This is a genomic window from Rhodoferax sp. GW821-FHT09E07 (genome assembly GCF_059416145.1).
This window is the reverse complement of record NZ_JBWKOP010000001.1, coordinates 168,799-191,809: the sequence shown is the minus strand read 5'-3', so window position 1 is coordinate 191,809 and position 23,011 is coordinate 168,799. Positions and strand designations below refer to the sequence as shown.

Sequence of the window (23,011 nt, the reverse complement as noted above, 5' to 3'; positions counted from 1 at the left end):
CTCGGCAACGTGGTGCTCGCCTCTGGTGGCTCTTGCAGCCCGCCAGCGGGATTCGGCCTCGGCAGGACCCACCCTTGCAGGTGGGCGACTTGTTTGACGGAAAGACTCTGACATGGGCACTTTGCTGATCCACAACGCGCGGGCAATCGCCACGTTCGACAACACCAACCCCGCGCACTCCACCGAGCTGCGTGACGCATCCATCTACATCGAAGGCAATCGCATCGCCTTCATTGGCGCCACCACCGACCTGCCCCCGCAGGCCCTGCAGGCCGACGAGGTGATTGACGCCTGCCACCACCTGGTCACCCCGGGCCTGGTGAACACGCACCACCACATGTACCAGAGCCTCACGCGGGCCATACCCGAGGTGCAAAACGCCGAGCTGTTTGGCTGGCTGCGCGGGCTGTACCCGATCTGGGCCGGACTCACCCCCGAAATGGTGCAGGTGAGCACGCAGATTGCCATGGCCGAGCTGCTGCTGAGCGGCTGCACCACCAGCAGCGACCACCTCTACATCTACCCCAACGGCGTGCGGCTGGATGACAGCATCGAAGCCGCGGCCGAAATCGGCATGCGCTTTGTGGCCACGCGCGGCAGCATGAGCGTTGGACAAAGCCAGGGTGGCCTGCCGCCGGACCGCGTGGTGGAGCGCGAGGACTTCATCCTGAAGGACACGCAGCGGCTGATTGAGCGGTACCACGATGCGTCGCACGGCAGCCTGCTCAATGTGGCGGTAGCGCCCTGCTCGCCTTTCAGCGTGAGCCGCGACCTGATGCGCGAATCGGCGCTGCTGGCGCGCCAGTACGGCGCACGCTTGCACACCCACCTGGCCGAGAACGACCACGACCTGGCTTATTCCAAAGAGAAGTTTGGCTGCACGCCCACGCAGTACGCGCAGGACCTGGGCTGGCTGGGCCACGACGTGTGGCACGCGCACTGCGTGAAATTGGACGACGAGGGCATCAGCCTCTTCGCCGCCAGCCGCACCGGCGTGGCGCACTGCCCCTGCAGCAATATGCGCCTGGCCAGCGGCATTGCACCGGTGCGTCGCATGCTGAATGCGGGCGTGCCCGTGGGACTGGGTGTGGACGGCAGCGCCAGCAACGACGCCGCGCATATGGTGAACGAGGCACGCCAGGCACTGCTGCTGGCGCGCGTGGGCCGCGCCATGCAGCAGCCCGAAGTGCGCGATGGCCGCACCTTCTTTGGCTGCGACCTGGGCCCGGCCGAGATGACGGTGCGCGACGCGCTGAGCGTGGCCACACGCGGTGGCGCGCAGGTGCTGGGGCGCAGTGACATCGGCCACCTGGCCGTGGGCATGTGCGCCGATCTGGTGCTGTGGGACCTGGACACGCTGGGCTTTGCCGGCGGCGCCATGCACGACCCGGTGGGCAGCCTGCTGCTGTGCGCCAGCCCGCAGGCGGACTACACCCTTGTCAACGGGCGGGTGGTGGTGCGCGAAGGCCATCTGGAAACCGTGGACCTGGGCCCGCTGATGGAGCGGCACAAGCGGCTCGCGTTGCAGTTGGTAGCCAGCGCGACCTAACGCACCAGGCAGGGGCTCTTGGGGTTGAACGTCCACCCCGGAATCAGGTACTGCATGGCCATGGCGTCGTTGCGCGCGCCCAGGCCGTGCTGCAGGTACAGCTGGTGGGCCTTCTCCACTTCCGCCATGTCCAGCTCCACACCCAGGCCGGGCGTGGTGGGCACTGCAATCTGCCCGCCCACAATCTGCAGCGGATCCTTGGTCAGGCGCTGACCGTCTTGCCAGATCCAATGCGTGTCGATGGCGGTGACCTTGCCGGGCGCGGCCGCGGCTACATGCGTGAACATGGCGAGCGACACATCGAAGTGATTGTTGGAATGCGAGCCCCAGGTGAGGCCCCAGGTCTGGCAGACCTGCGCCACGCGCACGGAACCCTGCATGGTCCAGAAATGCGGGTCAGCCAGCGGAATGTCCACCGACTGCAGGGCCAGCGAATGCGCCAGCTCACGCCAGTCGGTAGCAATCATGTTGGTGGCCGTGGGCAGGCCGGTGGCACGGCGGAATTCGGCTACCACCTCGCGGCCCGAGAACACGCCTTCGGCACCGCAGGGGTCTTCGGCATAAGCCATCACACCATGCAGGTCGCGGGTGAGGCGAATGGCGTCCTTGAGCAACCAGCCGCCATTGGGGTCCAGCGTGATGCGGGCCTGCGGAAAGCGCGCATGCAGCGCGCGAATGGCTTCGACCTCTTCTTCGCCACGCAGCACGCCGCCCTTGAGCTTGAAGTCCTGAAAGCCATAGCGCGCGAAGGCCGCCTCGGCCAGGCGCACCACGCCGTCGGCGTCCATGGCTTTTTCGTGGCGCAGGCGTTTCCAGTCGTCGGCCTGGTCGGGCTCACTGGCGTAGGGCAAGTCGGTCTTGTGGCGGTCGCCCACGTAGAACAGGTAGCCCAGCACCGCCACGCTGTCGCGTTGCTGGCCATCGCCCAACAGGGCCGCCACGGGCACGTTCAGGAACTTGCCCAACAAATCGAGCAGTGCGCTTTCAACGGCCGTCACGGCATGGATGGCCACGCGCAGGTCAAAGGTCTGCAGGCCGCGGCCCTCGCTGTCGCGCGCGGCAAAGGCCTCGCGCATGCGGTTGAGAATGGCGTTGTAGTTGCCAATCGACTGGCCCACCACCAGAGAGGCGGCGTCTTCCAGCGTCTGGCGAATCTTCTCGCCACCGGGCACTTCGCCCACACCGGTGTTGCCACTGCTGTCGGTCAGGATGACGATGTTGCGCGTGAAAAACGGGGCATGGGCGCCGCTCAGGTTCAGCAGCATGCCGTCATGGCCCGCCACAGGGATGACGCGCAGTGCGGTGACGGTGGGAGCGCCACGCGCGGCGCCAGACTGGGGGGTGGTCATGGATCAAGTCTCCTCAGTGAGGCACTCGACATGGCGCCCCTACAAGTCAGACATCATACAACTAAACTGCGTCAGGCTGCGACTTTCTCAAGCGGTCTTTGCTGTTGGCCAGGTGCGTGCGCATGGCGGCGCGCGCGGCATCGGCGTCCTGGTTGCGGATGGCGTTGAAGATGTATTCGTGCTCGCCGTGCACGCGGCGCAGGTAGTTGAGCCGCCCTTCTGGCGCACTGTTGGGCGTGTTGACCCGGGTGCGCGGAATGATCATGGTGCCCAGGTAGGTCATCAGGTCTGCGAAGTGGCGGTTGCCCGTGGCCTTGGCCACTTCCATATGGAAGCTGAAGTCCGAGGGCACGGCGTCGGAGTCTTCCTGAATGGAGGTCTGGAAGGCATCGAGCATGGCCTGCATGGCTTGCAGATTGGCGTCGGTGCGGCGCTGGGCAGCCAGGCCCGCGGCCTCGGTCTCCAGGCTGATACGCAGCTCCAGCAAGGCAATCACGTCGGCCACGGTGGCAAAGTCGACGTCGGCAATTTGAAAGTTGCCACTGCTCTGCGGTGCCAATGCAAAGGTGCCCACGCCGTGGCGGGTTTCCACCAGGCGGTTGGCCTGCAGGCGCGAAATGGCCTCGCGCACCACGGTGCGGCTCACATCGAAGCGGGCCATGATTTCGGATTCGGTGGGCAATTTATTGCCAGGCTGGATCACGCCTTCGCGGATGCTGGCGGCCAGGCTCTCCACCACTTCGTTGACCAAGCCACGGGCACGGCGCGGACGCGCGGCATCCCCAGCGTCAACAGGTGCCGGTTGCGCGACAGCGGCTCTAGGGGTTTGCACTAGGTCCATGGAAAAGCCCTTGACTCGGTTGGAACAGGTGTTGACAATTTAACACATCAGACAACATACAACTGACAAGGCAGCGATAAATTTCATGACCATCAAAGTACACCACACTTTGCTGATGACGGGTGCAGCAGGCGGTTTGGGCACGGCGATGCGCGACCGGCTCAAGGCCAATTGCGAGGTCTTGCGCCTGTCCGACCGCGCCGATTTTGGCCCCGCTCGCGCTGGCGAAGAAGTGGTGCTGGCCGACCTGGCCGATGCTGCCGCCGTGGATGCCATGGTCAAGGGCGTGAACGCCATCGTGCACTTTGGCGGCATCTCGGTCGAAGGCCCGTTTGAACCCATTCTGCAAGCCAACATCCTGGGCGTCTACAACCTGTATGAAGCGGCGCGCAAGCATGGCGTGAAGCGCGTGGTGTTTGCCAGCTCCAACCATGTGACTGGCTTTTACAAGCAGAGCGAAACCATCACGCTGGACCACCCTGCCCGCCCCGACAGCCTGTACGGTGTGAGCAAGGCCTTTGGTGAAGACCTCTCGCGCATGTACTTTGACCGCTATGGCATCGAAACGGCCTGCGTGCGTATCGGCTCCTCGTTTGCGGAACCCAAGGATCGGCGCATGCTGGCCAGCTGGCTCAGCTTTGACGACCTGCACCGCCTGGTGACCGCCTGCCTGACCACGCCCATCCTAGGCCACACGGCCATCTTCGGTATGTCCAACAACGCCGTGGTTTGGTACGACAACAGCGCGGCACGCCATGTGGGCTATGTGCCGCAGGACAGCTCGGACCCATTCCGCGAAGCCATCTACGCACGTACGCCACAGCCCGACATCACCGACCCGGCAGCGGTCTACCAGGGTGGTGGCTTCCTGTTCCAGGGTGAGCCCATGACCGCCCACAAGGCGGGCAAATAGCCATGGCCAAAAGCACGCCCACCGTGCTGACGGCCACGCGAGACCGCGTGGGCGAAAGCCCGGTCTGGTCGGAGGCCGAGCAGGCCCTGTACTGGGTGGACATTGAGGGGCAGCGCATCCACCGCCTGGACTGGGCCAGCCGCCAGCAAAGCACCTGGAACCTGCCCGAACGCGTGGGTTGCATTGCGCTGAGCCAGCGCGGCACGGTGATCGCGGCCATGGAAACGGGCATTTTTGAGGTGACGCTGCAGGCAGCGCCCGCGGCGACGCTGCAATGCCTGGCCACGGTGCAACATGCACAGCTTGGCATGCGCTTCAACGACGGGCGCTGCGATGCCAAAGGGCGCTTCTGGGTTGGGACCATGTGCATGGACATGTCACTGGCCAGCCCGGCAGGCCGCATCTACTGCCTGGATGGCCAGGGCCTGCACGCCACGCCGCTCACCGGCTACATCACGCCCAACGGCATGGCCTTCAGCCCCGATGGCACCGAGGCCTATCTGTCGGACTCTCACCCCCAGGTACAGAAGATCTGGCGCTACCGCTATGACGCCCCCACTGGCCGCTGGAGCGCCCCGCAGGAATGGGTGGACATGCAGAAACTGCCCGGCCGGCCTGATGGCGCAGCCATGGATGCCGAGGGCTGCTACTGGATCTGCGCGAACGATGCCGGCATGGTGCACCGCTTCAGCCACACCGGTCGGTTGCTGCAGTCCATTGACCTGCCTGTGAGCAAACCCGCCATGTGCGCGTTTGGCGGCCCTGAATTGCAACACCTGTTCATCACCTCCATCCAGCCCGCCAAGCCCATGCCTGGCTTTGATGCGGCCCTGGATGGCGCCGTGTTTGTCTTGCAACCGGGCGTGCAGGGGCTCCCTGAGCCCTTGTTCTCCCAATTTCCTGTTCCCTGATATCAACCACCCACTAGAGGAGACACCATGAAACTCAACAAACTAGCCTATGCCTTGGCAGCCATCGCGCTGACGGTTACCGCCCAAAGTGCCTTGGCACGCAACTTCCGCTCGGCCGATGTGCATGCCAAGGACTTTCCGACCAACATGGCGGTGAAGTTCATGGGGGACGAACTGTCCAAAGCCACGGGCGGCAAGGACAACATCAAGGTGTTTGGCGACAGCGCGCTGGGATCGGAGAAGGACACCGTGGAGCAGGTGAAGATCGGCGCCCTGGACATGGTGCGTGTGAACACAGCGGCCTTCCACGGCATCGTGCCGGAATCCATGATTCCTTCGTTTCCGTTTCTGTTCCGCGACATCGAACACTTCCGTAAAACCATCTACGGCGCCCAGGGCGACAAGATTCTTGCGGCATTTGACAAAGCAGGTTTTGTAGGCCTGGCCCTGTACGAAAGCGGCGCACGTTCCATCTACGCGCACAAGCCCATTCGCTCGTTGGCAGACACCAAGGGTATGAAGATTCGCGTGCAGCCATCGGACCTGTGGGTGAGCACCATTGCAGCCATGGGCGCATCCGCAACCCCCATGCCCTTTGCCGAGGTTTACACCGGCCTGAAGACCGGTCTGCTGGACGCGGCAGAGAACAACTACCCCTCGTACGAAGAGGCCAAGCACTACGAATCGGCGGCTGTGTATTCCGAGACCCTGCACTCGATGGGACCTGAGGTGTTGGTGTTCTCCAAGAAGATCTGGGACACACTGACACCGGAAGAACAATCGGCCATTCGCAAGGCTGCCAAGGCTTCGGTGCCCTACTACGTGAACCTGTGGGAAGCCAAGGAAAAAGAAGCCCGCGCAGCCGTGGTGAAAGGTGGCGCCAAGATCATTGCCGCGTCGGAAATTGACCGCAAGAGCTTTGTAGATGCAGAGCGCCCTGTGTGGGACAAATTTGCCACCACCCCCGAACTCAAGGCCCTGGTGCAAGACATCGTGAACGCCAAGTAAGCGCGCTCCAACTCCGGGGAGTTACCGTGGCGCAGCGCTGCGCCACGGCTTGAAGCAAAAAGGAACGGTATGGAAATGTTTTCCGCAATCAACGCGAGACTCTCGCGTTGGACGATGTGGCTCGCCTGCATATGTCTGGTCGGCCTGCTCAGTGTCGTCATCTATGGCGTGGTGCTGCGCTACGTCTTCAACAATGCGCCCCCCTATGTGGAGCAGGTTGCCCTGCTCTTGGTGGTGTCGGTCGCCATGTTTGGTGCGTCGGCTGGTGTACGTGACGCGGGCCACATCGGTCTGGATTCGTTGGTCGTCAAGCTACCCGCGAGCGTCCAGTTTTGGATCCGCCTCGTGGTGCAGTTGCTGGTCATCAGCTTTGCCATTGCGCTGCTGATCGGCGGAGGCTTGATGGCTGTGTCCACCCACAACAGCACGATTCCCACCCTGGGCTTGTCAGAAGCGGTGCGCTATGTGCCTGTGCTTCTGTCTGGTGTGTTGATTTCCCTGTTTTCCCTGGAGCACATCGTGGCCCAGTTCACTGGCAAGAAAGTGACTCCGTCATGGCACTGACCGTTTTATGCCTTAGTTTTGTTCTGTTCCTGCTGATGGGCGTGCCCGTCGCTTTTTCCATTGGCCTGAGTTGCCTGGCCACTTTTGCGGTGGAAGGCCTGCCGTTCGAGACGGCCATTCAAATGATGGTGTCGGGCATGAACGTGTTCTCGTTCCTCGCGATTCCTTTCTTCATCTTCTCCGGTGAGCTGATGCTGCATGGCGGCATCGCCGACAAGATCGTCAACTTTGCGCGCAGCCTGGTGGGCCACTGGCGCGGCGGCCTGGGCTTGGCCAACGTGGTGGCATCCACCTTGTTTGGCGGCGTCTCCGGCTCCCCGGTGGCCGACACGTCCGCCATGGGTGGGGTAATGATCCCCATCATGAAGCGCGAAGGTTACAGCGCGGCCTACGCCGTCAACGTGACTACCCACGCTTCGCTGTCCGGCGCGCTGATGCCCACCTCGCACAACATGATCATCTATGCCTTTGCAGCGCAAGCGGCCACCGGCATGATTGACGGCCATGTGATCAAGGGTGTCTCCATCGGCGATCTGATGTTTGCGGGCCTGATCCCCGTCTTCTGGATCATGGTGTGCATGCTGGTCACCGCCTACTGGCAAGCCGTGAAGTACGGTTATCCCAAGCGCCCGGATGGCTCCACCATGCTGGAGAAATTCCCCGGCTGGGCTGCAGTCATGCGCTCCTTCATTGCGTCCATGCCAGGCCTGATGGTGGTGGTCATCATCCTGGTGTGCATCATGAAAGGTGTGGCCACGGCCACCGAGGCGGCGGCCATTGCGGTGAGCTACTCGCTGCTGCTGACGGTGTTCATCTACCGCACCATGTCCAAGGAGAAGCTGCTCAAGTCGCTGGCCAAAGCATCCAAGACGACTGGCGTGATTCTGCTGCTGATCGGCGTGTCCAACATGCTGCGCTACCAGATGGCCTACCTGGAGATTCCGGATGCCATTGAAGCCGCCCTGCTGGCTGCAACGACGTCGCCCTGGCTAATGCTGCTGTACATCAACATCATTCAGATCATTTTGGGCATCTTCCTGGACATGGCCGCCCACATCCTGATCACGACGCCCCTGTTCCTGCCGCTGGCCATTCAGATGGGTGTGGGCCCGGTGCAGTTCGGCATGATGCTGTTGCTCAATTGCGCGCTGGGCTTGGTCCATCCGCCGGTGGGGACGGTGCAGTTCGTCGGTTGCGCGATTGGCAACATCTCCATTGGTGAAGCCACCAAGACCGCATGGCCCTATTACCTGGCAATTTTTGTTGCCATCACGCTGGTGACCTACGTGCCGTCGTTCTCCACCTGGCTGCCCACCCTGATCACTGGGCACGCGGTGCTGTAAGACTTCTACCGCTTACAGACCTCAATTACAAGGACGCACCATGCAACGCCGACACCTCCTCCAAACCGGTCTGGCCTTGGTTGCCGCACACCCAGTCCTGGGCCGTGCGGCGGACACCTGGCCCAGCAAGCCCATCCGTTATGTGGTGCCCTTCGCCCCCGCAGGCACCACCGACATCCTGGCGCGGCTGATCGGCCCCAAGCTGGGCGCGGCGTTGGGCCAGACCATCGTGGTGGACAACCGGGCAGGAGCCGGCGGCGTGCTGGGCGCAGACGTGGTGGCCAAGTCGCCACCCGACGGCTACACGCTGTTGGGCAGCACGATCTCCACCCACGCTATCAACCCGGCACTGAACCCCAAGATCGCCTACAACGCGGCCAAGGACTTCGAGCCCATCACCATGATTGGAACCACGTCCAACGTGATCGTGGTACCGGCCAACAGCCCGTTCAAGACCTTCCAGGAACTGCTGGCCTACGCGCGGGCCAACCCGGGCAAGCTGGCGTTCTCTTCATCGGGTGCGGGCTCATCCCAGCACATGGGTGGTGAACTGCTCAAGCAGATGGCCAAGGCCTACATCCTGCATATCCCCTACCGTGGCAGCGGTCCCGCCGTACAGGACGTGATTGCCGGCCAGGTGAACCTTGGCATTGACACCCTGGTGGCTACTGCGGCGCATATCAAAGCAGGCACGCTGCGCGCGCTTGCGGTCACGTCCAGCAAGCGGGTCAAAGGCTTTGAGCAGGTGCCTACCGTGGCAGAGTCTGGCGTTCCGGGCTATGACGTGGTGAGCTGGCAAACCGTACACGCGCCTGCGGGCACGCCCAAAGACATCATTCGCCGCTTGTACGAGGAAATCTCCAAAATTCTGGCCCAGCCAGACACCCGGGTCCGGCTGGATGCGCTGGGCTTGGAGCCGTCTGGCATGCCTCCGGCAGAGCTGGCCGCGTTTGAAACCGCCGAGCGCGCCAAGTGGGCCCGCGTCGTGAAGGAGGGTGGCATCAAGGCGGACTGACTCCCCCTTGGTTGACCTGCATTTGCCATGACAACTTCTCCCCTCACCATCCGCATGCATGCAGCCGACAACGTGGCCATTGTGGCCAACGACGGCGGCCTGGCTGCGGGCACCGTATTGCCTGACGGCCTGACGCTGGTGGACCGCGTGCCACAAGGTCACAAAGTCGCGCTGGTGGCCATTGCCAAGGACGCAGCGGTGCTGCGCTACAACGTGCCGATTGGCTACGCGCTGAAAGATGTTCCAGCCGGTGCCTGGGTGCATGAGCGCCTGCTGCACATGCCAGAGGCGCGATCGCTGAGCGACCTGCCACGTGCCACCACACCTACCTGGAATGCGGAGCCGCTCACCGGCTATACCTTCGAGGGCTACCGCAACGCCGATGGCTCGGTGGGCACGCGCAACATTCTGGCTATCACCACTACCGTGCAGTGCGTGGCAGGTGTGGTGGACTTCGCGGTGCAACGCATCAAGGCCGAGCTGCTACCCCGCTACCCGAACGTGGACGACGTCATCGGCCTGGAGCATAGCTATGGCTGCGGCGTCGCCATCGATGCGCCGGACGCCATCATTCCCATCCGCACGCTGCGCAACATCTCCAAGAACCCCAACTTTGGCGGCGAGGTGATGGTGGTGAGCCTGGGCTGCGAGAAGCTGCAGCCCGAGCGCTTGCTGCCGCCTGGCAGCATTCCGCTACAAACCAACGAAGCTCTCGACGTGGTGTGCCTGCAGGCCGAGAAACATGTCGGCTTCATGAGCATGATTGACTCGGTGCTGGCTTCGGTCGTGCCGCATCTGGAACGTCTCAACGCCCGCAAACGCGAAACGGTACCTGCCAGCGAGTTGGTGGTGGGGGTGCAGTGTGGTGGCAGCGATGCGTTTTCTGGCGTGACTGCCAACCCGGCTGTGGGCTTTTGTACCGACCTGTTGGTGCGCGCCGGTGCCACCGTGATGTTCTCGGAAACCACCGAGGTGCGCGACGCCGTGGAACAGATGACGGCACGCGCCACCACGCCCGAGATTGCCGACGCCATGGCACGTGAGATGGCCTGGTACGACGCCTACCTGGGCCGTGGCCAGGCCGACCGCAGCGCCAACACCACCCCGGGCAATAAAGCCGGTGGCCTGTCCAACATTGTCGAAAAGGCCATGGGCTCCATCATCAAGTCGGGCACGGCACCCATCAGCGGCGTGCTGTCGCCGGGCGAGAAGCTGCAGCACAAGGGCCTGCACTACGCGGCCACCCCGGCCAGTGACTTCATCTGCGGCACGCTGCAACTGGCCGCGGGCATGAACCTGCATGTATTCACCACCGGCCGCGGCACGCCCTATGGTCTAGCCGAAGTGCCGGTCATCAAGGTTGCCACCCGCACCGACCTGGCGCGCCGCTGGCACGACCTCATGGACGTGAACGCAGGCCGCATTGCCGATGGCGAAGCCAGCATTGCCGACGTGGGCTGGGAACTCTTTCACCTGATGCTGGAAGTTGCCAGCGGACGCAAGCAGACCTGGGCCGAACACTGGAAGCTGCACAACGCGCTGGTGCTCTTCAACCCCGCCCCCATTACCTGATCGCACAGATTTCTCAAAGGCATTCCCATGACCTATCCCACCCCCTACCGTCCTTTCCCCAACCAGTTCAAAAAAGACCTGTTGGCCGGCAAGCGCCTCATCGGCTGCTGGTCGTCTCTGGCCAGCCCCATCACCGCCGAGGTGCTGGGCGTGGCTGGATTCGACTGGATCCTGATGGACGGCGAACACTCGCCCAACGACGTGATCACCTTTGTGCCCCAACTCATGGCGCTCAAGGACAGTGTGAGCGCGCCCTTTGTGCGCCCCACCAGCAACAACGAGGTGGAAATCAAGCGCCTGCTGGACGCGGGGTTCTATAACTTCCTGATTCCCTTTGTGCAGAGCGCAGACGAAGCACGCCGCGCAGTGGCCGCAACGCGCTATCCGCCTGAGGGCATACGCGGTGTGTCGGTGTCCCAGCGCAGCAACCGCTATGGCACGGTGCCCAACTACTTCCAGGAAGCAAACCAGCACATGTGTGTGGCCGTGCAGATTGAAAGCCGCGCCGGCGTAGCCGCTAGCGGCGAGATAGCGGCGCTGCCGGGTGTGGATTGCGTGTTTGTGGGCCCCTCCGATCTGGCTGCAGGCTTTGGCCATTTGGGCAATGCGGCCCACCCCGAAGTACAAGAGGCGATTGCCCACGTGTTTGCCCAGGCCAAGGCCCACGGTAAGCCCACAGGCATCCTGGCGCCCGTTGAGGCCGATGCGCGCCGCTATATGGACATGGGCGCCACCTTTGTGGCCGTGGGCAGCGACCTAGGCGTGTTCCGCTCGGCCACGCAGGCCCTCAAGGACCGCTACGCCGCTTAACTTCTTTCTCTTCACCACACGACTATGACCACACTCGGATTCATCGGCCTGGGCATCATGGGTGCCCCCATGGCCGGCCACCTGCTGGCCGCAGGCCACACCGTCTACCTGAACACCCGCAGCGCTGTGCCCGCACAGCTGCTGGACGCCGGTGGTAAAGCCTGCGCCAACGCGCAGGAAGTCGCGCAGAAGGCCGACATCATCTTCCTGATGCTGCCCGACACGCCTGACGTGGAGGCTGTGCTGTTTGGTGAGAACGGTGTGGCGGCCGGCCTGAGCAAGGGCAAGACCGTGGTGGACATGAGCTCCATCTCGCCCATGGAGACCAAAGCCTTCGCGGCCAGGATCAACGCGCTGGGCTGCCAGTATGTGGATGCGCCCGTGTCGGGTGGTGAAGTGGGCGCCAAGGCCGCCAGCCTTACCATCATGGTGGGCGCCGAAGAGGCCACCTTCAACGCCGTACTGCCGCTGTTGCAGCTGATGGGCAAGAACATCACGCTGGTGGGCGGCAATGGCGATGGCCAGACCTGCAAGGTGGCCAACCAGATCATCGTGGCGCTGAACATTGCGGCTGTTGGCGAGGCCCTGCTGTTTGCGAGCAAGGCCGGCGCAGACCCCGCCAAGGTACGCCAGGCGCTGATGGGCGGCTTCGCTGCATCGCGCATTCTCGAAGTGCATGGCGAACGCATGGTCAAACGCACGTTCAACCCCGGCTTTCGTATCAACCTGCACCAGAAGGATCTGGCGCTGGCGCTCAGCGGTGCCAAGTCTCTGGGCCTATCGCTGCCGCAAACGGCGGGCGCAGCCCAGCTCATGCAAGTGTGCGCTGCCAACGGCATGGACCAGCTGGACCACTCGGCCCTGGTGCGTGCCCTGGAAATCATGGGCGCCCACGAAGTCGCGCAGGCCTGACGCCATGCCACCCCGCAACCCTGGGGCTTGGGCCCTGGCTGGACTGTTGGCGTTCGCCTGCGGCAGCACTGCAGCGCAGACCAAGTTGCGCGCCTGGAACATCCATCCCGATGGCTACCCGGTCACGCAAGCCCTGCAGAGCTTTGCTGACGAGGTGGCCAAGTCCACCAAAGGGCGCTACCAGATTGAGGTGTTTTCCAACGCCACACTGGGTGATCAGCCCAAGGCGGTGCAAATGCTCAAGTCGGGCGAGGTGGACATTGCCGAATTCAGCTCGGGGCCACTGTCGGATGCGGTGCCGGGCTTGAAAGCATTGAACCTGCCGTTTCTGTTCACCGACTCGGCCCACATGTTCAAACACCTGGACGGCAAGCTGGGCGAGCGTTTTGCCGCCAAGCTACAAACCGCAGGCTTTGTGGTGCTGGGCTGGTACGACGGTGGTGGTCGTTCGTTCTACTGCGCCAACCGCAGCATTGGCGGCTTTAAAGACCTGGCCGGTGCCCGCATCCGCGTGCAGCAGTCCGAGGTGTATATCGAGATGGTGAAACTGCTGGACGCGACCCCCGTGGCCCTGCCTTTCAAGGACGTGCTGGGCGCGCTACAGCAAGGCAGTGTGGACTGTGCCGAGAACAACATGCCGTCGTTTGAATCCACCGGCCACTACAAGGTGGCTAAGTCGGTCTATGTGACCAACCACGTGGTATCGCCCGAGGCCCTGGTGGTATCCAGCAAGCTGTGGGCCAGTCTGGGCGCGGAGGACAAGGAAGCCTTTCGCGCAGCCGGCGCGCAGTCGGCCACCTATATGCGGGAGCTTTGGAACAAGCGCGTGGCCTCGGCCATTGACATGGCTACCAAGCAGGGGGTGCAGTTTGTCCGCGTCAAGGACGCGGCACCCATGGTGCGGCGCATGGCCCCGCTGTACCGCAAATACATGGACGACCCCAGCACCCGCGAAGAGCTGCTCGCCATCATCGGCAACTGAAGCCGCTCCGCCCCGGACCCGGTAGGATGTAGCCCATGCCTACCCTGAACACCTTCCTCACCTTCTTCGGCGCCTCGGTGCTGCTGGCGTTGTCACCCGGCCCCGACAACGTGTTTGTGCTGCTGCACTCAGCGGTACACGGCCGACGCGCTGGCCTGTTGGTCGTGCTGGGCCTGTGCAGCGGCCTGCTGTTTCACACGGCGGCCGTGGCGCTGGGCCTGGCGGCCGTGTTTGCGGCATCGGCCACAGCGTTCACCGTGCTCAAACTCTGCGGAGCCGGCTACTTGCTGTGGCTGGCCTGGGGCGCTTGGCGTGCGCCCGTGGGCATCATGGACAGCGACACCTCACCCCCGATGACTGCGGCGCAGACCTATGGCCGCGGCGTGCTCATGAACATCACCAACCCCAAGGTGGCGATTTTCTTCCTCGCCTTCTTGCCGCAGTTTGCCGACCCGCAACAAGGCAACATGGCGCTGCAGATCAGCATGCTGGGCGGCGTGTTCATCCTGGCCGCACTATTGACCTTCAGCACCATCGCCTGGTTCGCCGCAGGCTTCGGGCAGGTGTTCAAGCGCTCCCTGCGCGCGCAACGCATCTTGAACCGCGTGGCCAGCGTAGTGTTTGTGGGTTTGGCGCTGCGGTTGGCGACGGCGCAGCGCTAAATGTGCTACTTGGCTGAGAGAAGGCCCACCACAAATCGAGCCAAGCGTGCATACCTTATACGCGAACGACGGCTATTTCGAGAAGACCCAGCGGGTGAGTGCAACTGACCCAGATAGAGACGTGCGACATCTTGAACCTGCACGGCAATGTGGGGCAAGAGGGCAACCCAGCCAATGCCGCCTTGCTGCGCAACAACGTGCAGCAGGGGGGCAGTCCAGATCTGCTATGCATTTGATAGCTACCTTCGAATACCCGGCAGGGATCAGAGGCACTTTTTTCTTGAATCTACAAATTCACCCGTTTGGGGGATATACGAATAAACCATCGCAAGGTAGATTTCCGCCGCATCACACATGCGTCTGTAAAACAATAGACCTTTGTGCCTACATGGATCCTGTCGTTTAAAAACTGTTTTCAATCTTTCACCACACCACAACACACCACCGCACAGATATCAAGTCCGCACTGCACAAATCAGTTTGGCATTGTGTTTGCTCGTCGCACTGTTGGGCATGCTGGTGCCTGACGACATCTACCGCATCGACTCCATGAAATCAAGGCTCGCCCCAATCACCACTCACTTTGCGATAAGAGGAACTCTCAACTGTGATGACATGCAAATGCCAAACCGTATGTTCAAACGATTTTGAATGAAGAACGACACCATGATCGAAGACACGCCCCCCAAATTGCAACGCTGTAGCGGTTTGCCGTGGGGGGCCTTGCAGAGCATCTTTTGTCGTCGGAGTTATCTGGCGTTCCTTGTGGTGTTGGGCATGAGCACCGGGCTTGCTTGGGCCAAAGGACCCGTGCTGAATCCTGCGCAACTCGGGACATTCTGTCCGCCGGGCAGTGAGTTGGCGGACGCGAAGCACAGCCAGATTCTTAGCATCAAGGAACAGGCGCAGATCAAGAAAACGGTTCAAGGATTTATGGCCTTGGATGCTGATGCGCGGCGCGGAGGGAATCCATTGGGCACGGCAGAGTATTGGAGCAAAGGTTACACGTTGCGCTTCGAGGATAAAGCCGCCCCGGTAGATTGGTTGCAATATATTGCCCTCCGGTTTTCAAATTTATGTGTCCAAGAAGACTCCGTTTTTTATGTTCTCTTGTTTGATATTGCAGTATTTGGCCCCGGGGAGCTTCCGACGGTTTGGAAAGGTAGTCAACTATCTACTCAAAAATACTGGGATGCTTTTGAGAGAGTTTTGATTAGACCGCCAAGTGCCACTGCAACCGCAATTCCCAGACAACCCCTCATTTTTACAGCACTGCCTCTATTCAAAGACAGCGCCAGACACTGGGTAGTTGATCAGAGCAAAGTGCCCAACTTAATCCAATTCCGCAGAAGTGAATGGCGGCGTCAAATTGACCAGACAAATCTGTTTTCTTGTAGTCAACCTAAAAGCGGCCCCCAATACAGTGCTGATCGGTGTGCGCAGATGGAAAAAGATAAAGCCACTCTTAAACAACTCAGCCGCCCGGCGTGGAGCGTAGTCCCCAAAGACTTCAAACCAGCTTCGTCGCAGCGTTAACCGGTCTAGCATCAACAAAAACAGGGAGGCCAACATGGGCGATATTGTTCAATCAGCACGCAGCACATTCTTCGGCAGCAGAACCTGGGTCTACGGCAAAAATCACGGCGGTGCCAACAACCCCAACGCTTTTCAAGGCAACCAGGCGGATTGCACCTATTTGGTCTATCAATCCAATTTGCATGCTGGCTACAACGTACCTTATTTAAATACTGGCAGTTTGATCAAAAATGGAACTATTTCTCCTGAAGCCGCCAAGTACTATGAAATAGTAGATGCCAAGGATGCCCGGCCAGGCGACACGGTGTACTACCCGCGCGCAGCTAAAAATGACAATCACGTCATGGTGCTAACTGCATGGGATGGCAGTAAGAGTACCGGTGTCGCTCTGGGTGCGCAAAGCACCGACACAGGACTCAAGGACGATATAAAAATTGGCGCAGATGCACCTTACTGGAAAGCCCCAACCCTCATCCTCCGCCCCAAAGCAGAAACCTACGTCGCCGAGTTGGATCTTACTGGCGGGCCGGGCACGGGCATCGGCTCCCCGCGTGTGGCAGCTGCAGTCAACTTGCTCAAAACCGAAGGAGCTATGGAAGGTTACCGGCCTGGCATTTACACCGACAGCGGTGGTGTGCCCACGGTAGGAAATGGCTTGGCGCTTGTCGTCAATGGCAGCAAGGGTTGGGCCGTGCGCAGCGAGGAAGAGGTCAAAGGCCTTCTTCGAATTGCAGGTTTGCCCGAGAGCAAATCCGATGAGTTGCCTTGGGATACTCTGAAACAGGCGGCACAGGATTTGCGATCAGGCGACATGGATTCCGCGAAGGCACGGTTCGGTGACGGCAAGAACCCGGCAGCGAACGAGTTTTCCGTGAGCCCGTTGCAGGCGGATCGTCTGACAGGTGCATTCATCGTGGCGGACACAACGCCCAAGTTGATCGCAGGTTTGGGTGGGCCCACTACCTACAACCAACTCGCCAATGGTGAATTTGCAGCTGTCGCTGGTGGTACTTATCAGAGTCCGAACTGGCTTAAAAATCACCCTGATTTTGTCAAAGCCTTTAAAGAAGGAGATGATGCTACAGCTCAAGCGGCTTTTGGCACTAGCAAAAGAGGCTTGGCAGAGGCCGATGCATATGCAGGAAAAGTGGATGCCATCAATGGGAACCTTGGCTCTGGCCCCACTAGGAATGCATCCACTGGCCCAGAAGGCCACTGGGAAGACACCGGTATCCCACTGACTGACGCCAACGGAAGCCAAACAGGTGTCAATGTACAAAAATGGGTTGAAGATGCCCCCATCCAATCCACAGGCAACACTGGCGGCTTCACTGCCGCGTTCAGCACACAGTCTTCTAGCTCAAGCCCCGCCGCGACACTCCTCCAACCCACCACACCCAGCGCCACGAAAATCAGCGCAGACGGCAGCACAGCTACTCTGCCCAACGGCCAGATCATTCACGCCGGCGCGGGTTCAAGTTTGAGCATTGATATAGACGACAATTTGATCGTCGACCGACCTGCTGCGGGCTGGGCCAACGCGGACGGCAGCCCCGCTGACATCCGCCAGCTCACCACTTACAACGCCAAAGGTCAACAAGTCGGCACGGTGATTGCGCAGAATCTGCCGCACCAGTCAGCCTTGATTGAAAACGGCGAAGAACGCAGCATTGCTGTGCCCAATACCGATGGCACCACCACTATGGTGCTGGCACACTTCAGTGCTGGCACTGGCTGGATAGACAATCAGAGCGGGAAAACCGTGCTCAGCCTCAAAGACTGGCAAGCACAAACTGATGCCCACAATGCGCACCTGCAACCCGCCCCCAGCGCCGACAACGATTACCAGCCCAACCAAAGCAATGGCGAGGCGGAGGCCGCCGCCTGTATTGCCAACCAAAACGCCGTCCACCAAACCGGCAGTACCCCCACTACCAAACTCAAACCAGACCTCACGTCAGAGCAGTCGGACGCACTCTTGGCTAACTTGGGCCTGAAACCCACAGCCACCATTCCGGGAGGCGTGCAATACGCCGACGCAGGCAACGGTGGTGTGGTCAGTGATGCAGGTGGCGGCGGTGGTAGTGGTAGCAGTGCCGGAATTTCAGCATCAAATCTGCCCCTAGCCCCCGCAGTACGCGCGCCAGCAGCTACACAAACCATAGCAAATCCCGACACCCCGCAGAACTTGCAGGCCTACATGAACGGCCCCGGTGCCTCCTTGAGTCCGGCCCAACAGTACGCGCTGGCCACCCAGCTCGGCCACTTGGGCCTGGGTGCGGTGGACGGCATTACTTTAAGCCTGCACACCCTGCCCGGTGGCGGCGCCCTGCTGGCTAATGCCGATGGCGACATCGTGGGCGAGGTCAGCATCTCCACCAACGGCGCGCTGCGCTTGCAAGGCAGCGCCATCTACGCCGATGGCTCCACCACCCCGGTCGATGTGCATGTCACCGGTGCGGGCCACGTCATGTCCCACACGGACTACCAGCTCAGCCAGACCAACGCCGCACTCAACCTCATCCAGGGCCTGGACGGTTTGCAGCACTGGGACCAGATGAATGACCTAGGCCACTTCAGCAGTCTGCTGGGGTTGGCCAACAGCATCAACACCCTCAGTGACGGTGGCCTGGGCAACCTGGGTGGCTTAAACACCTTCTCCAGCTATGTCAGCCTGGCACGGAGCCTTGAGAACGGCAACCTGCTGGGTACGCTGTCCAGTATCAACGGGCTGAGCGATCAGGCCATCGACGGTGCGCTTAACAGTGCCTTGGGCAGCACCGGTGTGCCGTACTTGGGCATTGCCGCGGCGCTCAATGATTTTGAGCACCACCCGGGGCAAAGCATTGGCTCCCTGGTGGGCATGTACTTTGGGCCGCTGGGCAGTGCACTGGGCGGCATGATTGGCAGTCTGCTGGACGAAGCAGGCCTGTTTGGCGACAAGCCGCCACAGCCCGAAGGAGTCGCGCATTTTGAGTGGGATGCCAGTGGCAACATCCAGATCCTCGTGGACTTCAACCAAAGCCACGGCGGCGAGATGGCGCAGCGGACCGCGCAAAGCGTGCAGGGCCTTCTGCAATCCATCGTCCAAAGCATCAACGACCAGACGCTTGACACTAGCGACGATGTGGCCATCAACCCCTACCTGTTGCCGCGTGTGGGCTTCTCGCAGAGTGGCGGCGCGTGGATAGAGATGACCACCCCAGACGGCGGTCGCTACCGCGAGATGATCCAGGGCGAGAACTTGGCCCAGCGTCTGTTCGACGTCCTTACAGAGAACGGTGGCATTGCCCCTGCGTGGCAAGTGCAGACGCAGCTGGGCCATATGCAGCAACTGCTGGCCCGGGGTGCCGGGCAAGGTGAAATCGCCGCGGAGCTGGGCGCAGGCGCCGGAGGCCATGCGTACCACGGCAACCAGGCGTACGCGCTGGAGGGCAATGCCACGGAGAGCGCGGATTTCAAGACACAGAGTTTTGGTGCACTCGTCGTGCATCTTGGCGCCAGTGCCGTGCAGTCCGATGCAGTGCAAGCCAGCGTTCAAGCTCTTCAACAGCTGCAAGACCAGCAAACCGAACAGCGCGTGGCCACCAGTGCGTTATATCGTGACACGGAAAACGACGGCTTCTACGAGAAAACCCAATGGGTGAGCGCTACCGATGCCCATGGGAACGTGCAAGGGCTGCTGGTGCTGGACTACAACGGCAACGGCCAGATCGAAACACGCGACATTTTGAATCTGGGTGGCAACGCGGGGCAGGCGGGCAACCTGGCAAACGACGCAACCCAGGCCAGCGCCAACGCGCACTTGCAGCGCAACAACGTGGAATGGCTGGATGCGAACGGCGATGGTGTACTGGACAAGAGCGACCCGGCGTTTGCCGCCATCAAGCTGTGGGTGGACCTGAACCAGGACGCGCAGCTGGATGCCGGCGAACAGGCGGACTTGGCGAGCTTGCACATCACCAGCATCAACTTCAAAACAGGCGAAGTGACATATGCGGATGGCCGCCGTGATGCGCTGAGCGCGACCACGTTGCAATCGGACACCGAAGGGGTGCGCTACACCCAGGTGCAAGAAGCTGATCCAGATGGAAAGCTGCACGTCCTCAATGCAGGGCAGATGTTGGAGCACGAGGGCTACCAGGGGCAGGTGCAGATCGTCGATCAAGGGGGCGTGACGCGCTGGGGTGCCGTGCGCGAAGCCACGTTTGAGCATGATGCACTGACTACTGGCGACTGGGAAGGAACATCCGAACAGGAGCAACACCGCCACGGCGGGACCAACGTAGCCGGTGCGCCCACGCAGACCAGTGCTACCGGAGTATTGAGCTTGGGTGCAGTGAAACGATCGGACGGCCAAGATAAGGTGTTGTCAGAACGGCGCGTGGTGTTTGTCCCCACCGTCACGACTCTTGAGCAAGGGCGCGCAGGCCACCTGGCGGACCAAATAGTCCGCAGCGCGCAAGAAGGTGCACTAGCCGGAGGCCTTGGAACGGGCTTGGGTGCGCTGGCAATGGTGGGATTGGGTGCGGTTCAAACGACCGCGTTTGCGACAACAGATGTCAAGCGGACGCACGAGGTGTTTTTAGACGACCAAGGGCTGGACGCGCATGCACGTTTCACCGGACCAGATACACGAAGTCTCGAATCGTCTGACACGAACTCATCAAGGCCACGGATCACTACACCGGCATACCAGACTCAAGGGAGCTGGCAGGATGAGCCAAGGCACGTGGTAGCTGCACCAGCCCCTGCAGGCGTGTTGGCGGATACCGATGCATTGCAACGCACGGGCTTGGATGTGTCTGCTTACAGCGGATTGCGGGAAATACGAGCCACATTGGTGAACAACGGTGCTCCCACCCTGATCACCGGCAGCAACACAGGTTCTCCTGAGAATGACTCCACCCATGCCTCAACGGTATTTGCAAACGAAGAGATGCGGCTTGACTTGCCGAAAGTGGCGGGCGAAGTGCTCGCGGGTACCGAAGACACCGTGCTACGCATTGGTACTGATTTGCTATTGGCCAACGACAGCACTATCAATGCAAGCGCACAGTTGGGCACTGCGCCATTGCACATTAGTGCAGTGAGCAACCCGAGCCACGGGCAAGTGAGTTTGCAAACCAGTGTGAACGGTGCCGGGCAAACGGTGACCGAAGTGGTGTTTCTGCCTGGCCCAGATTTCTTTGGTACGGCCAGCTTTAGCTATACGGTTACCGATCAGTACGGGCTCTCCAGCATTGCCACTGCGACTTTACTGGTTCAAAACGTGAACGATGCGCCCTATGCGCAGGGTGAAATGGTGGGTGGTGCCAGCGAGGACGCAAACTTCTCGATCGACAAGGCTCTGCTGCTGGCTAATGATGGAGATGTAGACGATGCTGCCTGCGCGCTGAGCATTGGCTGGGTAGGCAATGCAGTAAATGGCACAGTGCTTCTGGATGCAAATGGCAATGTAGTGTTCACTCCGGGTCTGAACTTCAACGGCAATGCAGAGTTTGAGTACATGACCATGGACGCAGCAGGCCTGTTGTCACCCGCAGTGCAGGTGGTGATGCCAGTCGCCGCTGTAAATGATGCGCCGCTGGCCGTGGATGACCAGTTTCAAACCTATGTCAACAGCACTATGACGATTGGGTTTGCGCAACTTCTTGGCAATGACTCTGATGTGGAAAACGATACGTTGAATTTGGTGAATGTTGGCAATCCTTCGCAAGGTGTGGTTTCCATCGTCAACGGACAGGTGGAGTTTGTGCCGACTCCTGGTTTCACCGGAACTGCATCGTTCGACTATCTTGCAGACGATGGAAACGGTGGACAAACCTGGGCAACAGCCTTTGTGGACGTGAAGCAGCCACCAAACCTGTATGCATCGGTAAACCTGTACGGCGCCAGTTTCTATGGCACCGGCTACAACTCAGGCTACCGCCTTGACATGGCGGATGTCAGTTTTGGAATATCGGACGATGGTGACACGGCCTTCGCAAGCCTGGCACTGCAAAGCTTGAGTGTGCTGCGTATTGATTACTCCAGGCCAGAGGGTTCTGGCGGAAACATCACTTATCCCAACTATGCTTGGCAGAACATGGTAGGGGTAAACGCTTTCTCCTACAACAACACCTATATGAATTTGGACGTGCAACGGGGCTACGGGTTTACGGATTTCCAAAGCACTTGGCATGTCACGGACAACCGTGGTTTGACCAATATTTGGCACTTGAACTACAGCATGAGCAGCGGTGTCTCGAGCTATATGGAGTATTCAGGATATGTAGGCCCGGTAGTTTTATCGCTGGATGGCTCTACGCCGTCATACATCGACACCCACTACTCCAAAGTACGTTTCGATATGGACATGGATGGAGTTGCAGACAAAGTGGCATGGGCTGCCCCCGGCAGCGGGGTGCTGGGCATCGACTTGAACGGCGACCACCGCATTGGCAGTGCAGATGAGTTTGCATTCAAGCAATACGTAGCTGGCGCACAAACCGATTTGGAAGGTTTAAAGGCCTTTGATACCAACCACAACGGCCTGTTGGACGCGGGTGATGCGCAATGGTCCCGGTTTGGCGTGTGGCAAGACAGGAATGCTGATGGGCAGACCCAAGACGGTGAATATCTGACGTTGGATGCACTGAACATCGCCACCATCAATTTGCAGTCCAATGCACAGATGCACAGCGGAGCATCCGCTGGCGGAGGGGCAAGTGCAGATGTCGCCGTGATGGGGGACACCACCTTCACCCGCACAGATGGAAGTACTGGTGTAGCCGCCGACGCGATGCTTGCCTATCAATCAGGTGTGCACACACAAGCCGCGGAAGCCGACTTGGCACGCATGGCACTATTTTTTAACCAAATGGCAAATACATCGCAGCATCACGATGCTGAGCCTTTGGGTTTTGTACCAGTGCAGCCCGTAGAACCGACGCTGGTCCACGAAGAACTACTGACTCTGCACGCCACCGGTTGAACCACCCAACCTCTGGGCGCCGAGGTACTACCTTAAATGAAAAAAGGCTTGTCTTTCGACAAGCCTTT

Annotated in this window: 16 protein-coding genes; 14 read left to right on the top strand and 2 right to left on the bottom strand. The window is 60.6% G+C overall.

The genetic code is table 11. The features are described 5' to 3' along the window. Positions 1-112 precede the first annotated feature (112 nt). Positions 113-1,549, top strand: coding sequence for an 8-oxoguanine deaminase (locus AC07OE_RS00950; RefSeq protein ID WP_495068691.1), 1,437 nt, complete (start codon positions 113-115; stop codon positions 1,547-1,549). Here AC07OE_RS00950 and gudD read toward each other — a convergent pair. After that, positions 1,546-2,898, bottom strand: coding sequence for a glucarate dehydratase (gene gudD, locus AC07OE_RS00945; protein ID WP_495068690.1), 1,353 nt, complete (start codon positions 2,896-2,898; stop codon positions 1,546-1,548). The genes AC07OE_RS00950 and gudD overlap by 4 nt on opposite strands. Positions 2,899-2,959: 61 nt before the next feature. Continuing rightward, positions 2,960-3,739 carry a FadR/GntR family transcriptional regulator gene (locus AC07OE_RS00940; RefSeq protein WP_495068689.1) on the bottom strand — a complete coding sequence of 260 codons (780 nt, stop codon included), beginning with the start codon at positions 3,737-3,739 and terminating at the stop codon, positions 2,960-2,962. Between the two features lie 85 nt (positions 3,740-3,824). Between AC07OE_RS00940 and AC07OE_RS00935 the strand changes: the two genes are divergently transcribed. From AC07OE_RS00935 to AC07OE_RS00875, 13 genes are all read left to right on the top strand, one after another. Continuing rightward, positions 3,825-4,652 (top strand): NAD-dependent epimerase/dehydratase family protein, encoded by an 828-nt coding sequence (locus tag AC07OE_RS00935; RefSeq protein ID WP_495068688.1) that lies wholly within the window; start codon positions 3,825-3,827, stop codon positions 4,650-4,652. Positions 4,653-4,654: 2 nt separating this feature from the next. Continuing rightward, entirely contained in the window at positions 4,655-5,563 is a 909-nt protein-coding gene (locus AC07OE_RS00930) for an SMP-30/gluconolactonase/LRE family protein (protein WP_495068687.1), read from the top strand. Positions 5,564-5,590: 27 nt separating this feature from the next. Then, positions 5,591-6,571, top strand: a complete 981-nt coding sequence (locus tag AC07OE_RS00925) for a TRAP transporter substrate-binding protein (protein ID WP_495068686.1) — start codon at positions 5,591-5,593, stop codon at positions 6,569-6,571. A 69-nt stretch (positions 6,572-6,640) separates the two neighbouring features. Beyond that, complete coding sequence (locus tag AC07OE_RS00920) at positions 6,641-7,135, top strand: TRAP transporter small permease (RefSeq protein WP_495068685.1); 495 nt, start codon at positions 6,641-6,643, stop codon at positions 7,133-7,135. Next, on the top strand, positions 7,126-8,478 hold the full coding sequence (locus AC07OE_RS00915; protein ID WP_495068684.1) for a TRAP transporter large permease: 1,353 nt from the start codon (positions 7,126-7,128) through the stop codon (positions 8,476-8,478). Before AC07OE_RS00920 ends, AC07OE_RS00915 begins: the two co-directional genes overlap by 10 nt. A 40-nt stretch (positions 8,479-8,518) precedes the next feature. Next, positions 8,519-9,493 (top strand): Bug family tripartite tricarboxylate transporter substrate binding protein, encoded by a 975-nt coding sequence (locus AC07OE_RS00910; RefSeq protein WP_495068683.1) that lies wholly within the window; start codon positions 8,519-8,521, stop codon positions 9,491-9,493. A gap of 27 nt (positions 9,494-9,520) precedes the next feature. Then, complete coding sequence (garD, locus tag AC07OE_RS00905) at positions 9,521-11,065, top strand: galactarate dehydratase (RefSeq protein ID WP_495068682.1); 1,545 nt, start codon at positions 9,521-9,523, stop codon at positions 11,063-11,065. A gap of 27 nt (positions 11,066-11,092) precedes the next feature. Beyond that, complete coding sequence (gene garL / locus AC07OE_RS00900; RefSeq protein ID WP_495068681.1) at positions 11,093-11,875, top strand: 2-dehydro-3-deoxyglucarate aldolase; 783 nt, start codon at positions 11,093-11,095, stop codon at positions 11,873-11,875. 24 nt (positions 11,876-11,899) lie between these two features. Continuing rightward, complete coding sequence (locus AC07OE_RS00895) at positions 11,900-12,787, top strand: 2-hydroxy-3-oxopropionate reductase (protein ID WP_495068680.1); 888 nt, start codon at positions 11,900-11,902, stop codon at positions 12,785-12,787. A gap of 4 nt (positions 12,788-12,791) precedes the next feature. Beyond that, positions 12,792-13,769, top strand: coding sequence for a TRAP transporter substrate-binding protein (locus tag AC07OE_RS00890; protein ID WP_495068679.1), 978 nt, complete (start codon positions 12,792-12,794; stop codon positions 13,767-13,769). A gap of 35 nt (positions 13,770-13,804) precedes the next feature. After that, positions 13,805-14,431 carry a LysE family translocator gene (locus AC07OE_RS00885; RefSeq protein ID WP_479599413.1) on the top strand — a complete coding sequence of 209 codons (627 nt, stop codon included), beginning with the start codon at positions 13,805-13,807 and terminating at the stop codon, positions 14,429-14,431. A 651-nt stretch (positions 14,432-15,082) separates the two neighbouring features. Continuing rightward, on the top strand, positions 15,083-15,967 hold the full coding sequence (locus tag AC07OE_RS00880) for a hypothetical protein (protein WP_495068678.1): 885 nt from the start codon (positions 15,083-15,085) through the stop codon (positions 15,965-15,967). A gap of 343 nt (positions 15,968-16,310) precedes the next feature. After that, a complete protein-coding gene (locus tag AC07OE_RS00875; protein ID WP_495068677.1) occupies positions 16,311-22,943 on the top strand; it encodes an SPM autocatalytic domain-containing protein in 6,633 nt (2,210 codons plus the stop codon). The last annotated feature ends 68 nt before the right edge of the window (positions 22,944-23,011 follow it).